Genomic DNA, 16,136 nt, shown 5'->3' on the forward strand with positions numbered 1-16,136 from the left:
GTCAGCGCTTGTCCTGGCCGCCGCGGAGGTCGTCGCCGCCGTACATCTGCGTCCACTCGCCGGGCTGCTGCCCGCCGGAGCCGCGCTGGGGCTCGGGACGCTCGTCGTCGGAGCCGAACGGCACCGCTCCCGACGGCGGACGCGAAGCCGGAGGGCCCGCGGGCGGCGCCTGGCCGCCAGGCGGCGCGAACGGCACCGCGCCCTGCGGCGGGCCGTACGGCTGCGGCTGCGGCACCGCCCCCGCAGCCCCGCCCGGCACCGCCCCGACGGCCCCACCGGGCACCGCCCCGACAGCCCCGCCAGGTACCGCACCCACGGCACCGCCCGGCACCGCACCCACGGCACCGCCGGGCACCGCCCCGACGGCCCCGCCCGGCACCGCACCCACGGCCCCGCCAGGCACCGCTCCCTGCGGCGGAGGAAGGCCGGGCCCCATCGGCGCGCCCGGGGCACCGTGCCTGGACGGCCTGGACGGCGCGCGCGCACCCCGCCAGCGCGAGGGCGGCAGCGACGCCACGAGCAGCGCCGCGCCGAGCACCAGCAGCACGCCGTACGGGGCGAGCACCATGTAGGCGCGGTCGAATTCGCGTGGCAGCACGCCGAGCGTGTGCTGCGCGCTGAAGATCGGGGCGGCCATCCACAGCAGGCCGATGCTCGCGAACGCCAGGCCGGGGATCAGCGAGGCCAGCGGCGACAGCCTGGAGCCCATCACCAGGCCCAGCAGCAGCGCGGCGAACAGGAACAGCCCCGTCGAGATCAGCCGGTCGGACCAGGGCGGGTCCATGAAGTTCCGGGTGTAGAGCCCGGCCCGGTGGGTCGCGTACATCAGGCTCAGGGCGATCAGCGGGGTGACGACCAACCCGATCACCGCACCGAGCCCGTGGCGTGCGCCGCTGGACATGGGCACCTCCTCGGCACGCCGGACGGGGTGCTCCCGTCCAACGTAACCTCAGACGCGGCGCCGAGCCGAGCGGTTCGCCCCAGTTGTCACGTTTTGGCCGGAGTCGGCTGGCCCAGGCCGGGCGGGCTCGTCAGGAAGCCCACGCCCCACGACAGGTGCATGGTCGCGAACACCAGCGGCAGCCGGAGCCAGGCCGACACCGGCAGCCCGCGCCCCTCGACCGCCGCGCCCGCCACGATCGCCAGCGCGTACCCGCCCGGGACGATCCAGCCCGGCCAGAACCCGAACGCCCCGGCCACCGCGCCCGCCGCCATCGCCACCACCGCCAGCGGCGGCGCCAGGTAGCGCAGGTTCAGTGTGCCCTGGTGCTCGCGGCCCACCACGCGCCGCCACCGCCCGGTGTGGAAGTACTGCTTGGCCAGGGCCCGCAGGTCGGGCCGGGGCCGGTAGGTGACCCGCATCCGCGGGGTGAAGTAGACGCGGCCGCCGGTCTGCCGGATCCGGTGGTTCATCTCCCAGTCCTGGGCGCGCACGAACGTCTCGTCGTACCCGCCGACCCGCTCCAGCGCGCTGCGCCGGAAGGTGCCCAGGTAGACCGTCTCGACCTCGCCGGCCTCGCCGCCGGTGTGGAACCGCGCGTTGCCCACGCCGATCTTGGACGTCATCGCCCGCGCCACGGCCTGCTCGAACGGGGTGACGCCCTCGGCGGCCATGATCCCGCCGACGTTGTCCGCGCCGGTCTCCTCCATCGTCTCCACGGCCGCCCGCACGTAGTCGACCGGCAGCAGCGAGTGCCCGTCCACCCGGACGATGATCGAGTACTGGGAGGCCTTGATGGCGATGTTGAGGCCCTGCGGGGTGCGGCCGGTGGGGTTGGCCACCACCACGATCCGCGGGTCCTCGGCGGCCAGCCGGGCGGCGATCTCCTCGGTGCGGTCGCGGGACGGCCCGATCGCCAGGACCAGCTCCAGTTCGCCCGGATACTCCTGGGTCAGGATGCGGCGGACGGCGTCGGTCAGGTGCCGCTCCTCGTTCAGCACCGGCATCACCACCGACACCGCGGGCCAGGTGCGGTCCGTGGTGCCGGGCTGCGGGGCGCTCTGCGCGCGGGAAGAAGAGGGATTCATCTCGGAGTCGCGGGCTCTCTCTCGATCGTCCATGACGCGGCTCGAACCACCCGGGCTTCCGGGACGTTGGTCAAGACGGCGCCACGTTACTGCAAGGACACGAGGTCCAGGTACCGAACGGACGGGGTGTCCCCACTTTAGAGTGGGACCACTCGTGTCATAAGGCACCGACGACTTCTCGGGAGGCGGCCCCAGGATGGCAGACGGGCCCAGGAGGGGCGGCGGGCGCGGACCCGCCGACGGCGAACCCGACCCGCTGGAGCGCTACTTCCGGCCGCGTCCCGGGGGCGCGGCCGGCGGCGCGGCGGGCGGCGACGAGGAGATCGACGGCGTCACCGTCGACGGCGTCCCGGCGCCCCGGGTGGAGGTGGACGGCCCGCGCGGCCCGCGCCGCCCGGCCCCCGGGCTGAGCCGGCGGTCCGCGCTCAGCGCCCGCAGGCAGCGCCGGTTCCTCACCCTGACGGGGGCGATGTCGGCGTTCGTGCTGCTCACCTCGGGCGGCGCCTGGGCGTTCCAGAACTACGTCACCGGCATGATCGACAGCGTCAACGTCGGCGGCCTGGGCAGGGGCGGGGACGCGCCGAAGGGCGCGATGACGATCCTCGTCGCGGGCGTCGACCGGCGCGAGGGCCTCACCCGCGAGCAGCAGAAGGCGGCGCGGCTGGGCCGCGAGCCGGGCGAGCGCTCCGACACGATGCTGCTGGTGCAGGTCTCGCGGAACCACGACCGGGTCACGGTGGTGAACCTGCCCCGCGACTCGTACGTGACGATCCCCGGGCACAGGTCCAACGGCTCGGAGGGGCCGAAGGGCACCCCGGTCATGCCCCGTCACGGCAAGCTGACCTGGGCCTACCAGTTCGGCGGGCCCGACCTGGCGGTCGACACCGTCAAGCGTTCCACCGGCGTGTCGATCGACCACTACGTCGAGGTCAACTTCTACGGCTTCGTCAACATGGTCGACGCGCTGGGCGGCGTGGACGTGTGCACCGAGCAGCCCATCAACGACCGCAAGAGCGGCCTGGTGCTGCCCGCGGGCAAGTCCCACCTCGACGGGCTCAAGGCGCTCGGCTTCGCCCGCGCCCGCTACACCCTGACCGGCGGCAGCGACCTGGGCCGCATCGACCGGCAGCAGCAGTTCATGGCGGCGATGATGAAGCAGGCGCTGAGCAGCAGGACCCTCAGCGACCCGGCCAAGTCGACGAAGTTCCTCAACGCCGCGCTCAAGTCCCTGCGGGTGGACGAGAAGCTCGCCGACGACCTGCCCGGCCTGGCCGACCAGATGAAGGACCTGTCGACCGACAACCTCACCTTCGCCAAGGTCCCGCTGGCCAACCCCGACCACCCGGCCCAGCTCTGGAACGCCCCGACCCCCCAGTCGACCGTCCTGTGGGACCAGAACCGCGCCGACGACCTCTTCACCAAGCTCAGGCGCGACCAGCCGGTCAGCACGCCGAAGCCGGCCGCCGCGCCCGCGACGCCCACGCCGCCGAAGCCGACCGGCCCGACCGTCCCGCCCGAGGACGTCACCGTCAGCGTGCTGAACGCGATCGGCACCCCCGGGCTGGCCACCAAGGCCGGTTCCCAGCTCCGCCGCGAGGGCTTCAAGGTCACGGTCGTGCCGGGCGTGGCGCGCCGCGGCCTGAAGACCACCACGATCCAGTACGGCCCGTCCCGCGAGGACTCCGCCAAGACCCTGGCGGCCGCCATTCCCGGCGCCAAGCTCAAGAAGGTCGACTCGCTGGGCTCCCGCGTCCAGGTGATGGTGGGCGGCGACTGGTCGGGCGTGGAGAAGGTGAAGGTGCAGCCCTCCCCGTCCGCCACCCCCGCCGACCGCACCCTGGAGACCGGCACCGCCACCCAGAAGCTCTGCAAGGGCTGAAGTCGCGGGACTCCTCGCCGGCCTCCGCCGCATGCGGCGGGAAAGCCGGGACTCATAGCGCATGCTACCCGCCGGTACACTGCGCCGGTCGGTGCCCGCGACCGCTACGCGCGGCGACGCGGGGTACGTCCCTCACCGGACACGGCTGAACGAGGAGAGGAGTCGCCTTGACCCACCGCTTGACGGTGATCGGCACCGGGTATCTCGGTGCCACCCACGCCGCCTGCATGGCGGATCTGGGCTTCGAGGTGCTGGGGCTGGACGTCGACGAGCGCAAAGTGGCCCGCCTGGCGGCGGGCGACCTGCCCTTCTACGAGCCGGGCCTGGAGCCGGTGCTCCGGCGCAACCTCGAGAACGGGCGGCTCCGCTTCACCACCTCCTACGAGGAGGCCGCCGAGTTCGGCGACGTGCACTTCATCTGCGTCGGCACGCCGCAGAAGGCGGGCGAGTACGCCGCCGACATGACCTACGTCGACGACGCCGTCTCCTCGCTGGCGCCGATGCTGCACCGGCCGTGCCTGGTGGTGGGCAAGTCCACGGTGCCGGTGGGCACCGCCGCCCGGCTGGCCGAGCGGATCGGGATGCTGGCGCCCGCCGACGGCGACGCCGTGCTGGCCTGGAACCCGGAGTTCCTGCGCGAGGGCTTCGCCGTCCAGGACACCCTCAACCCCGACCGCATCGTCGTCGGCGTCCCGGGCGACCAGGGCGCCGCCGAGCGGGCCGAGAAGATCCTGCGCGAGCTGTACTCCTCCATGCTGGCCGAGGGCACCCCGTTCATCGTGGCCGACTACCCGACCTCCGAGCTGGTGAAGGTGTCGGCCAACGCGTTCCTGGCCACCAAGATCTCCTTCATCAACGCGATGGCGGAGGTGTGCGAGGCCGCGCACGCCGACGTGACCAAGCTGTCGGAGGCGCTGTCGCACGACGACCGGATCGGCGGCCGGTTCCTGGGCGCCGGGCTGGGCTTCGGCGGCGGCTGCCTGCCCAAGGACATCCGCGCGTTCATGGCCCGCGCCGGGGAACTGGGCGTCGACCAGGCGCTGAGCTTCCTGCGCGAGGTGGACGAGATCAACATCCGCCGCCGGATCCGCATGGTCGACCTGGCCCGGCTGCTGCTCGGCGGGTCGTTCATCGGCCGCACGGTCGGGGTGCTCGGCGCGGCGTTCAAGCCCAACTCCGACGACGTGCGCGACTCCCCGGCGCTGGACGTGGCCGCCACGATCCGGGGGCAGGGCGGCAAGGTGACCGTGTACGACCCGCAGGCCATGGGGAACGCGCGCCGCGCGCACCCCGAGCTCGACTTCGGCGGATCGGCCCTGGACGCCGCCCGGGACGCGCACGTGGTGCTGCTGCTGACCGAGTGGGAGGAGTTCCGCGAGATGGACCCGGCGGCGCTCGCCGAGGTGGTCGCGGAGCGGAACATCGTCGACGGCCGCAACGCCCTCGACCCCGAGCAATGGCGCGCGGCGGGCTGGAACTACCGCGCGCTCGGCCGCCCCTGAGGGAACGGGCGCCGGGGAACGAACGGGCGGGCGCCGCTGTTGTGAGCGGCATGGGCGATGAGTACGCGGACCAGGCCGTGATCCGGCGGCTTCTCAACGAGTCGAGGACATGGGCGTTCGTGGGCCTGCGGGACAACCCCGCGAGGGAGGTCCACACCCAGGCGCGGCTGCTCCAGCAGCGGGGCAAGCGGATCATTCCGGTGCACCCGGCGGCGGAGACCGTGCTGGGCGAGACGGGTTACGCGGCGCTGGCGGACGTGCCCGAGAAGCCCGACGTCGTCGGGATCTACCGGCGTGCGGAGTTCGCGGGCGCGGCGGTGGACGAGGCGATCGCGGCGGGCGCCAAGGCCGTCTGGCTCCCGCTGGACGTGGTCGACACGGCCGCGGCGCGGCGGGCGAAGGAGGCCGGCCTGGAGGTGGTCATGGACCGCTGCCCGGCCGTCGAATGGGCCCTGCGCCGCTGAGAGCCCAGCTCAGAGGCTTTCGCGCAGGCGGGCGCCCTTGGCCTTGGCCTGGTCGTACAGGTCCTTCTGGAAGTCCTGCATCCTCGCCCTGAGGGCCTCGTCGGAGGCGGCGAGGATGCGGACGGCCAGCAGGCCCGCGTTGCGCGCCGCGCCGACGGCGACGGTGGCGACCGGGACCCCGGCGGGCATCTGGACGATCGACAGCAGCGAGTCCATGCCGTCCAGGTACTTGAGCGGGACCGGGACGCCGATCACCGGGAGCGGCGTCACCGAGGCCAGCATGCCCGGCAGGTGCGCGGCGCCGCCCGCCCCGGCGATGATCACCCGCAGCCCGCGGCGGGCGGCGTCCTCGCCGTAGGCGATCATGTCGTGCGGCATCCGGTGCGCGGAGACGACGTCGGCCTCGTAGGCGACGCCGAACTCCTCCAGCGCCTCGGCCGCGGCCTTCATCACGGGCCAGTCGGAGTCGCTGCCCATCACCACGCCGACGCTCGTCACGCGTCCTCCCCCTCGCCGTCCTTCTCGTTGACCGGCTCGCCGTCCGCCGCGGCGGGGCCCATGGCCGAGCCCCAGCGCAGGAAGTCGGCCGCGTGCCGGGCGCGTTCCCGCAGGTCGTCCAGGTCGGAGCCGAGCACGGTCACGTGCCCGACCTTGCGCCCGGGACGGATGTCCTTGCCGTAGAAGTGCACCTTGACGCCCGGGTCGTGGGCCATCACGTGCAGGTAGCGATGGTAGATCCCGGGCGCGTCGCCGCCCAGCACGTTCGCCATCACGGTGTAGGGGGCGGCCGGCTCGGTGGAGCCCAGCGGCAGGTCGAGCACGGCCCGCAGGTGCTGCTCGAACTGGGACGTGCGGGCGCCCTCGATCGTCCAGTGGCCGGAGTTGTGCGGGCGCATCGCCAGCTCGTTCACCAGCAGCCCGCCCTCGGTCTCGAACAGCTCGACCGCCAGCAGCCCGGTCACCCCGAGCTTCTCGGCGATGTCGAGGGCGAGCCGCTGCGCCTCGGCGGCGCGGTCGCCGTCCAGGCCGGGCGCGGGCGAGATCACCTCGACGCAGATGCCGTTCTCCTGGACGGTCTCCACCACCGGGTACGCGGCGCCCTGCCCGTGCGGGGACCGGGCGACCAGCGCGGCCAGCTCGCGGCGGAACGGGACGTGCTCCTCCACCATCAGGTCGACGCCCTCGGCGACCAGGCGGGACACCAGGTCCCACGCGTCGCGGTCGAGGGCGTCCAGGATCCACACGCCCTTGCCGTCGTAGCCGCCGCGGGTGGCCTTCAGCACCAGCGGCCAGCCGTGGTCGCGGGCGAAGACCTCCAGGAACGCCAGCGGGGCCCGGTCGGGCACGTGGCCGTAGGCGGGGCAGGGCGCGCCGATCGCGCTCAGCCGCTCCCGCATGACCAGCTTGTCCTGGGCGTGCAGCAGCGCCGCCGAGCCGGGCCGGCACGGGATCCCCGAGTCCTCCAGGTCGCGGATGTGCGCGCCCGGCACGTGCTCGTGGTCGAAGGTCACCACGTCGCAGCCCTTGGCGAAGGCGCGCAGGTCGTCGAGCGAGGAGTCGTCGCCGACGCGCACGTCCGCGCACACCCGGGCGGCCGAGTCGCCGGGCGACCCGGCGAGCACCCGCAGCGACACGCCGAGACCGATCGCGGCCTGCTGGGTCATCCTGGCCAGCTGGCCGCCGCCCGCCATCCCGACCACGGGCATCTGCGCTGGATCTGTCACGATCAGTAGGTTATCGGGCGGGACGGGGTGCGCCGTCATCGCGCAGGGTGATCGTCCCTCGTCAGCGCGGCGGGCCCGCGGGCGCCGCCACCGGGGCCGGGATCGGGGTGAACGGAACCGGCACGGGCGGCGTCAAAGCGGATGGGAGTCGAGCGGGAGCGAGTGTGATCGGCTCCTGGGCGGGGAGGGGAAGAGGCACGGTACCGTGAACGTTCTTGTTGCCCGTCTCACCGGCCACATGCGTCTATCCTCATCTAGCCTTCGCAGTAGCCGACCCGCGCCGGCCCAGCGCCGCGGCGCGGCAGCCGTTTCCCGGAAGGACGGTTCCCCTTCGTGAACCTGCTCTCCCGTCTCTACCGACGGTTCGCCCATCTGGTGCGGGAACTGGCGAAGTTCGGCAGTGTCGGCGCGGTCGCCTTCGTGATCACGTTCGTCCTGAGCAACGCGCTCCACCTGGAGTCGGGCCTGGGGATGGGGCCGCTGTCCTCCAACGCCATCGCGACCGTGGTGGCGACCACGTTCGCGTACGTCGCCAACCGCTACTGGACGTTCCGGCACCGCGACCGGACCGGGCTGGGCCGCGAGTACGTGCTGTTCTTCGCGCTGAACGGCGTCGGGCTGGTGATCACCCAGCTGTTCATCGGCTTCACCAGCTACGTGCTCGGGCTGACCGGGCCGATCCCGTACAACGCCTCGCTGATCGTCGGCACCGGCGTGGCGACGCTGTTCCGCTTCTGGTCGTACAAGAAGTGGGTGTTCCTGCCGGTGGAGGCCCCGCAGGTCGACCCGCACTCCGGGCTCCCGGAGGCCGCGCCGCAGCACCTGGCCGCTCCCGCGCAGCAGGACGTCCCAGGGCAGCCGGACGCCCCCCGGCACCGGCTCAACGGGCACACGCCGCCCTCGCACGAGCTGGGCCGCCCCGCCGACGGCAACCCCGCCGAGGGCTACGCCGAGTTCACCGCCCCCAGCCCCCGCTGACCCCCTCAAAGGGATCGGACGGGCCAGGATGTCGGACGGGCCGGGGGATCAGGCGGGGCCGATCACGACGCGTTCGGACGCCAGGCGCGCCTCGGCGGCCTGGCGCAGGAACACCCCGAACACCGCGGGTCTCGACTGGATCAGCTCCAGCCGCCCGCCGTCCACCACCGCCAGCGAGCGGGCCAGGTAGAGCCCCAGCCCGGTGCCCTTGCCGCTGCTGACGCTGCGCTCGAAGATCCGCGCCTCCAGCTCCTGGGGGATCCCGGTGCCCTGGTCGCCCACCTCCACCACCACCGAGCTGGCGCCCAGCTTGGTGTTGATCGTGACCGGGCCGGCGCCGTGCACCAGCGAGTTGTCCAGCAGCGTCGCGATGATCTGGGACAGCCCCTCCGGGCTGGTCATGCCGATCAGCCCGCGCTCGCCGGTCATGGTCACGTCCCGGCCGTCCCGCCGGAAGATCGGCCGCCACTCCTCGACCTGCTGGGCGATGATGTCGTCGATCGGCGCCGGCACCGCCGCCCCGGTGCGGTCGTGCCGGGACCTGGCCAGCAGCTGCTCCACCACCGCGACCAGCCGCTCCGCCTGCGCCACCGCGGCGGCGCCCTCCTCGCGCACCACGTCCGGGTACTCGGCCGCCTCGATCATCTCCTCCAGCCGCATCGACAGCGCGGTCAGCGGGGTGCGCAGCTGGTGGCTGGCGTCGGAGGCGAACTCGCGGCTGGCGGCCAGCAGGTCGGCGATCCGCACCGCGCTGCGGTCCAGCACCTCGGCGACCCGGTCGACCTCGGCGATGCCGTACCGGCGGCGGCGCGGGCGGGCGTTGCCGGTGCCGAGCCGGTCGGCGGTCTCGGCGAGGTCGATCAGCGGCAGGGTGAGCTTGCGGGCCTGGACCATCGCCAGCCCCACCGTCACCGCCACCCCCAGAGCGGCCAGGCTGCCGATCAGGAACATCAGCCGCAGCGCCTCGTCCTGCACCTGGCCGGCCGGGCGGGACACCTGGACGCGCACGCCGCCGCCCGTCATGGAGGCGGTGAGCAGCTCGGTGCCGCGGGCCGGGCGGAAGCCCGCCGTGACCACCTGGTCGTTGGCCAGGGTTATGACGATGTAGCGGCCGGGATACTCCTGGGAGATCTTCTGCGCCGTGATCGGCTGGCCGGCCTCCAGGCTGAAACCGACCCCGCCGAGGATGGAGGCCGCCTCGCGGTCCAGCGACTGGCGGGCCTCCTCGTAGATGAGCTTGTGCGTGGCATAGGCGAGGGGGATCCCGAGCAGCAGGATCGCGACGACCGCCACCGCGAGCGTCGACAGCAGCAGTCGGCGCCTCATCAGGGCTCCTTCGAGGGTGGGGAAGGACGGGGCTGCGGGCGGCCTGCGGCTGCCGGGCCGCCCGGGACGAGCGCCCGCGGGCGCCCAGGATCACGCCCTAGTCGCCGCGCTCGAACCGGAAGCCGACGCCGCGCACGGTGGTGATGTAGCGCGGGCTGCCGGCGTCGTCGCCGAGCTTGCGGCGGAGCCAGGAGATGTGCATGTCGAGGGTCTTCGTGGAGCCCCACCAGTTGGTGTCCCACACCTCCCGCATGATCTGTTCACGCGTGACGACCTTGCCCGCGTCGCGCACCAGCACGCGCAGCAGGTCGAACTCCTTGGTGGTGAGCTGGAGCTCCTGGTCGCCCATCCAGGCCCGGCGCGACTCGGCGTCGATCCGCACCCCCTGCACGATCGGGGTCTCGGTGCTGCCGCGGCGCAGCAGCGCCCGCACCCGGGCGAGCAGTTCGGCCAGCCGGAAGGGTTTGGTGACGTAGTCGTCGGCACCGGCGTCCAGCCCCACGACGGTGTCGACCTCGTCGGCGCGAGCGGTCAGGATCAGGATGGGCACGCCGTGGCCCTCGGCGCGCACCCGGCGCGCCACCTCGAGCCCGTCCAGCTCGGGCAGGCCGAGGTCGAGGACGATGAGGTCCACGCCGCCCCCGAGAGCCCGCTCCAGGGCCTGCGGGCCGTCCGGGCTGACTTCGACGGTGTATCCCTCACGCCGCAGCGCACGGGCGAGAGGCTCGGAGATGGACGTGTCGTCCTCGGCGAGCAGTACTGAGGTCATGAGACCGATCGTATGACCATTCATGAACGTTTCCCGGCAGCCGCCGCGCTCTTGACCTGCGGTTTGCCACTCGTAGTACATCCCTGAACACGGACATATCTGAGCGCTACCGGAGGTAACCGCATGTGGCGACCCCGATCCGGGGCCGTGACCGAACGGTCATGTCCGGGACGCCGCGCTCGTGCCGCCGCCGGGTTCCTTGAAGATCCTGGTGGCAACGCCTGAAAGTCCTAAAAAAGTGTGTCGCCACCTTGTGCAGTGATCCGGTGGGGTGCGGACGCGCGGGGACAGGGTCAGGCGATCACGGCGACGGCGGTCCCGGGAAGGGTGACGGTCGCCGGGGCGCCGTTCTCGCGGGGCGGATCGAGCCGAACGCCGGGATCCGAGGCCAGCAGGAGCCGCGCCGCGGGGCCGATCTCCGGGACGGGGAGCCGGACGGGCCTTTCGTCCGGTGCGGCGTCGAATGCGGCGTCGAATGCGGCGTCGAATGCGGCGTCGAAGCGGGCGAGCACGCGGACGCCGCCCCGGCGCAGCAGCAGCCAGCGGGCGCCGCCCGCCACATCGCTCTCACGGGCCCCGATATCCACAGCCACCTCGGTCAGGCGGGGGTCGTTCAGCTCGGGGCGGGAGCGCCGCAGGGCGATCAGGGCGCGATGCCATTCGAGCAGTTCACGATGGACGCCCCGGCCCGGCTCCGCCCAGTCCAGGACGGACCGCCGGTAAGTATCCACAGCCTGTGGATCGGGGACGTCTCCGGCCCATCCGTGCCGGGCGAACTCGCGCCGGCGGCCCTCCGTCACGGCCCGTCCCAGCTCCGGTTCGGCGTGGTCGGTGAAGTAGCACCAGGGCGTGCCCGCCGCCCATTCCTCGCCCATGAACAGCATCGGCGTGAACGGCCCGAGCAGCAGCAGCGCGGCGCCCACCTTGAGCAGCCCGGGCGGGAGCGAGGCGGCGACGCGGTCGCCGGAGGCCCGGTTGCCGACCTGGTCGTGGTTCTGGAGGAACGTCACGAACCGGTGGGCCGGCGTCCGGTGCACGTCCACCGGGCGGCCGTGCGGCCGCCCCCGGTAGGCCGACCACGTACCGTCGTGGACGAACGCCCTCGTCATGGCCTTGGCGAGGGTGTCCAGGGAGCCGAAGTCGCAGTAGTAGCCCTGCCGTTCACCGGTCAGGGCCGCATGCAGGGCGTGGTGGAAGTCGTCGCTCCACTGGCCGTCCAGGCCGTACCCGCCCGCCTCCGGGGACGTGATCAGCCTCGGGTCGTTCATGTCGGACTCGGCGATGAGGAACAGTTCCCTGCCCAGGTGCGCCGACAGGGCCCGCACGGCGGACGCCATCTCCTCCAGGACGTGGACCGCGCCGTGGTCGTTGATGGCGTGCACGGCGTCCAGGCGCAGGCCGTCGAGGTGGTAGTCGCGCAGCCACATCAGCGCGTTGCCGATGGCGAAGGCACGGACCTCGTCCGAGCCCGGCTGGTCGAAGTTCACCGCGTCGCCCCAGGGGGTCGTGTAGGCGCCGGTGAAGTACGGCCCGTAGGAGGCGAGACGGTTGCCGCTGGGCCCGAGATGGTTGTAGACCACGTCGAGCACGACCGCGAGGCCGCGGGCATGGGCCGCGTCCACGAAGCGCTTGAGCCCGTCCGGCCCTCCGTAGGGTTCGTGCGGTGCCCACAGGTGGACGCCGTCGTACCCCCAGCCGTGATGGCCCGGGAAGGACGCCACGGGCAGGAGTTCCACGGCGTCCACGCCCAGGGAGACCAGATGGTCGAGGCGTTCGATGGCCGCGTCGAAGGTGCCTTCGGGGGTGAACGTGCCCACGTGCATCTCGTACAGGACGCTGCCGGGTAGGGGACGCCCCCGCCATCTGTGGTCGTTCCAGGGGAAGCGGTCGTGCTCGTAGACGCGGCTGATTCCGTGCGCCCCGTAGGGCTGCCAGGGGGAACGGGGGTCGGGCAGGACCTCGTCACCATCGTCCAGGACGAAGCCGTAATCGGTGCCGTGCCCGGCCCCGTCGATGTCCACGGCCCACCAGCCACGCCGCCGCCCACGCTGCGGGCTCAGCGCATGGCGCGCCGGCCTCCCGCCTGGGGAGGCGCGCACTTCCACCTGGACGCGTTCGGCATCGGGTGCCCACACCTCGAACCGGGTCACTCGGCCACCCCTGAGACCAGCAGGGCGACCGGATGAACCGCCAGGACAACGGCCATTTCCAGCCGTGGGCCTTGGTGGACCTCCCCCGTGAGCAGGTTCCGCCACGGGACGGGCCCGACCTCCAGGTAGGTGTCCCCCCAACCCCCGGCCCGCTCCAGGCCCGCCGGGAGACGCGTGGCGACCGTCAGAGCACCCTCCTCGCCGCCTCCCCGCCGGAACGCCAACACGTGGCGGGCCGCCTCGCCGCCGGCCCGTACGGGCTCGTATCCGCCGCCCTCGCCGAACCACCCGGGACGCTCCCGCCGCAGCCGCAGGGTCCGCGAGGTGACCAGGAGCTTCTCGTCGTCCAGGTCGCGCGGCTCCCCGCCGCCGTCCAGCCGCGCCAGCCGCTCCCGGCGGCGTTCGTAGTCGACCGGCCGCCGGTTGTCGGGGTCGACGAGCGCGAGGCCGGTCAGCTCGCAGCCCTGGTACACGTCCGGAACCCCCGGCATGGTCAGCTGCACGAGCTTCTGCCCCAGCGCGTTCACCCTGGCGTACGGCTCCAGCATCGCCACGAACGCGCCCACGTCGGCCGTCAGGCCCTCGTCCACGAGAGCCCTCCGCGCGTACCCGAGCACGGCCTTCTCGTACTCGGAGTCGGGGTCCAGCCAGGACGTGCGGGTCTTGGCCTCCCGCATCGCCTTGGTGAGGAACTCCCCCAGCCGGTCCTCCGCGATGGGCCAGGCGCCCACGAGCGTCTGCCACAGCAGGTACTCCAGGTCCGGTTCCAGGGGCGACCCCTTCGGCGCCCAGGCCCGCCAGCGGCCGACGGCCTCCGTCCACGGCACCGGCAGCTCCGCCAGGACCGCCAGCCGCGCGCGCACGTCCTCCTGGCGCTTGGTGTCGTGCGTGGACAGGGTCGTCATGGTGGCGGGCCAGTCGCGGAGCACCCCGGCGCAGTAGGCGTGGAAGTCCTCAGGGTCGATCGCGAACCGGGACGGGTCGCCGCCCACCTCGTTCAGCGACGCCATCCGCGACCAGCGGTAGAACGCGGTGTCCTCCACGCCCTTGGCCGCCAGCGGCGCCGACGTCTGCTGGAACCGCACCACGAACTCGGCCAGGTCACCGGGATCGCCGCCCTTGGGCTCGTGCCCCAGCGCCAGCCGGACGACCAGGTCCAGGTCACGGCGCAGCCGAGCCGGGAGACGCGTCCGCGCCCGTTCCGCCGCCTCCTCCAGGACCTCCACCGCCTGCCGCGTGGGCGGCTCCCCCGGCACGACGTACGCCCTGTAGACGTGCATGGCCGCCAGCAGCTCCAGCAGGACGGCCTGGAGGTCCGCGCGGCGCGCCCCGTCCCCGGCGTCCACCCGCAGGACCCTGCACAGGACCTTGAGCAACCGGGACATCTCGGGGCGCAGGGCGTGCTCGGCCGCGAACCGCCGCGCCTCGTACTCCACCGGATCGAACGACGCCGGGCCGCCGCCGGTGAACGCCACGTACGCCTCCGTCAGCGGCCGCTCGCCGTCCGGATCGGCGAAGACGCCGCCCACCATGCCGAGCGCGTCGTACCCGGTCGTCCCGGCGCACCGCCAGTCGCCCGGAAGCCGCTCCCCGCCCGTCGTGATCTTCTCGACCAGGATCCAGCGCGGCCCGTCCGGCCCGGACGAGGCGTCCGACAGCCGCTCCAGGTAGCCGCGCGGATCGGCGAGCCCGTCGGGGTGGTCCACGCGCAGCGCGTCCACCAGGCCCTCGGCGACCAGGCCCAGCATCAGCGCGTGCGTCCGCCGGAAGACCTCCGGATCCTCCTGGCTCAGGCAGATCAGCCCGGAGATGTCGAAGAACCGCCGGTAGTTGGGCTCGCCCCGCCCCGGCAGCACGATCCGGCCGCCGCCCTCCTCCCAGTCCACGTCGAACCAGCGGGCGTAGGGCGACTCCGCGCCGTCCTCGATCAGCGCGGCCAGCGGTCCGTTCAGCTCCGGCGGGTCGGGGACCGCCATGTGGTTGGGGACGATGTCGGCCAGCACGCGCAGGCCGTGCCCGTGGAACCGCGCCGCCATCGCCCGGAACGCCTCCGGCCCGCCCAGCTCGGCCGACAGCCGGTCATGCTCGATCACGTCGTACCCGTGCGTGGAACCGGGCGCCGCCTGCAGCACCGGCGACAGGTAGACGTGCGACACCCCCAGCGCCGCCAGGTACGGCGCCAGCTCCGCCGCCTCGGCGAACCCGAAGTGCCGGGAGTCGCTCGTCCCCCGCAGCTGGATCCGGTACGTGCCGGTCGCCGGGCCGGTCGCCGGGTGCTCAGACACGGCGCAGCACCTGCAGGGACCTGGCCTCCATCAGCACGGACTCGCCCGCCTTCACCACCGGGGACTCCGCCTCGGCGAGCAGGGGGTCGGCGGTGTCGATCACCTTGGACCACAACCCGCCGTAGACGGCCGGGGGCGGCACGAAGCGCAGGTCGCCGTCGTGGGCGTTGAACAGCAGCAGGAACGAGTCGTCCCTGATCCGCTCGCCGCGCCGGCCCGGCTCGCTGATCGCGTCGCCGTTCAGGAAGATGGAGAACGACTTGTTGAACCCGGCGGACCAGTCGGCCTCGGCCATCTCCCGGCCGTCCGGGGAGAACCACAGCAGGTCCGGCAGGTCCACCGGGCCGTCGTCCCGCCCGGCCCGCGCGGGGCCGCGCCGCGTTCGCCCCGGCCCCGCCCGGCCCTGGAAGAACCGCCGCCGCCGGAACACCGGGTGCTCGCGGCGCAGCCGCGACAGCCGCTGGACGAAGTCGAGCAGCGGGAAGTGCTCTTGGAGCAGCCCGTCCCAGTCGACCCAGGACAGCTCGTCGTCCTGGCAGTAGGCGTTGTTGTTGCCGCGCTGCGTGCGCCCGATCTCGTCGCCGTGGGACAGCATCGGCACGCCCTGGGTGAGGAACAGCGTGGCCATGAAGTTGCGCTTCTGCCGTTCCCGCAGGGCGAGGATCCCCAGGTCGTCGGTCGGGCCCTCCGCGCCGCAGTTCCAGGAGCGGTTGTCGTCGGTGCCGTCCCGGTTGCCCTCGCCGTTGGCCTCGTTGTGCTTGGTGTCGTAGGAGACCAGGTCGTGCATCGTGAAGCCGTCGTGGCAGGTCACGAAGTTGATCGAGGCGCTGGGACGGCGGCCGTCGTCGGCGTACAGGTCGCTGGACCCGGTCAGCCGGGACGCGAACTCCGGCAGCGTCGCGGGCCTGCCCCGCCAGTAGTCGCGGACGGTGTCGCGGTACTTGCCGTTCCACTCGGTCCACAGCGGCGGGAAGTTGCCGACCTGGTAGCCGCCCTCGCCCACGTCCCACGGCTCGGCGATCAGCTTGACC

12 protein-coding genes and 1 pseudogene are annotated in these 16,136 nt (G+C 73.1%); 4 read left to right on the top strand and 9 right to left on the bottom strand.

The features are described from left to right. Position 1 precedes the first annotated feature (1 nt). Both ACFPZN_RS47465 and ACFPZN_RS47470 read right to left on the bottom strand, forming a co-directional pair. Positions 2-901 carry a hypothetical protein gene (locus ACFPZN_RS47465; RefSeq protein ID WP_378290183.1) on the bottom strand — a complete coding sequence of 300 codons (900 nt, stop codon included), beginning with the start codon at positions 899-901 and terminating at the stop codon, positions 2-4. Positions 902-987: 86 nt separating this feature from the next. Then, on the bottom strand, positions 988-2,028 hold the full coding sequence (locus tag ACFPZN_RS47470; RefSeq protein WP_378290201.1) for a glycosyltransferase family 2 protein: 1,041 nt from the start codon (positions 2,026-2,028) through the stop codon (positions 988-990). 196 nt (positions 2,029-2,224) lie between these two features. Between ACFPZN_RS47470 and ACFPZN_RS47475 the strand changes: the two genes are divergently transcribed. The 3 genes from ACFPZN_RS47475 (at position 2,225) to ACFPZN_RS47485 (ending at position 5,873) form a co-directional block, all read left to right on the top strand. Beyond that, entirely contained in the window at positions 2,225-3,907 is a 1,683-nt protein-coding gene (locus ACFPZN_RS47475; protein WP_378290185.1) for an LCP family protein, read from the top strand. Between the two features lie 227 nt (positions 3,908-4,134). Beyond that, complete coding sequence (locus ACFPZN_RS47480; protein WP_378290203.1) at positions 4,135-5,409, top strand: UDP-glucose dehydrogenase family protein; 1,275 nt, start codon at positions 4,135-4,137, stop codon at positions 5,407-5,409. Between the two features lie 50 nt (positions 5,410-5,459). Further along, positions 5,460-5,873 carry a CoA-binding protein gene (locus ACFPZN_RS47485; protein ID WP_378290187.1) on the top strand — a complete coding sequence of 138 codons (414 nt, stop codon included), beginning with the start codon at positions 5,460-5,462 and terminating at the stop codon, positions 5,871-5,873. Positions 5,874-5,882: 9 nt separating this feature from the next. Here the strand turns inward: ACFPZN_RS47485 and purE are convergent, their stop codons facing one another. Beyond that, on the bottom strand, positions 5,883-6,350 hold the full coding sequence (gene purE / locus ACFPZN_RS47490) for a 5-(carboxyamino)imidazole ribonucleotide mutase (RefSeq protein WP_378290205.1): 468 nt from the start codon (positions 6,348-6,350) through the stop codon (positions 5,883-5,885). A gap of 17 nt (positions 6,351-6,367) precedes the next feature. Continuing rightward, complete coding sequence (locus tag ACFPZN_RS47495) at positions 6,368-7,579, bottom strand: 5-(carboxyamino)imidazole ribonucleotide synthase (protein ID WP_378290207.1); 1,212 nt, start codon at positions 7,577-7,579, stop codon at positions 6,368-6,370. Between the two features lie 351 nt (positions 7,580-7,930). Between ACFPZN_RS47495 and ACFPZN_RS47500 the strand changes: the two genes are divergently transcribed. After that, positions 7,931-8,575, top strand: coding sequence for a GtrA family protein (locus tag ACFPZN_RS47500; protein WP_378290189.1), 645 nt, complete (start codon positions 7,931-7,933; stop codon positions 8,573-8,575). 48 nt (positions 8,576-8,623) lie between these two features. Here the strand turns inward: ACFPZN_RS47500 and ACFPZN_RS47505 are convergent, their stop codons facing one another. From ACFPZN_RS47505 to ACFPZN_RS47525, 5 genes and pseudogenes are all read right to left on the bottom strand, one after another. Next, positions 8,624-9,901, bottom strand: a complete 1,278-nt coding sequence (locus ACFPZN_RS47505; protein ID WP_378290191.1) for an ATP-binding protein — start codon at positions 9,899-9,901, stop codon at positions 8,624-8,626. Positions 9,902-9,998: 97 nt separating this feature from the next. Then, positions 9,999-10,670: a response regulator transcription factor gene (locus ACFPZN_RS47510; RefSeq protein WP_019629095.1), complete on the bottom strand. Its 672-nt coding sequence runs from the start codon at positions 10,668-10,670 to the stop codon at positions 9,999-10,001. 293 nt (positions 10,671-10,963) lie between these two features. Next, on the bottom strand, positions 10,964-12,925 hold the full coding sequence (treZ, locus tag ACFPZN_RS47515; protein WP_378290193.1) for a malto-oligosyltrehalose trehalohydrolase: 1,962 nt from the start codon (positions 12,923-12,925) through the stop codon (positions 10,964-10,966). Then, complete coding sequence (treY, locus tag ACFPZN_RS47520) at positions 12,817-15,105, bottom strand: malto-oligosyltrehalose synthase (protein ID WP_378290195.1); 2,289 nt, start codon at positions 15,103-15,105, stop codon at positions 12,817-12,819. The genes treZ and treY overlap by 109 nt, the downstream gene beginning before the upstream one ends. Then, positions 15,098-16,136 (bottom strand): annotated as a pseudogene (locus ACFPZN_RS47525) (glycogen debranching enzyme); the annotation flags it as partial. The gene treY and the pseudogene ACFPZN_RS47525, both read right to left, overlap by 8 nt.

This window comes from Actinomadura rugatobispora, from assembly GCF_042656285.1.
Lineage (GTDB): Bacteria > Actinomycetota > Actinomycetes > Streptosporangiales > Streptosporangiaceae > Spirillospora > Spirillospora rugatobispora.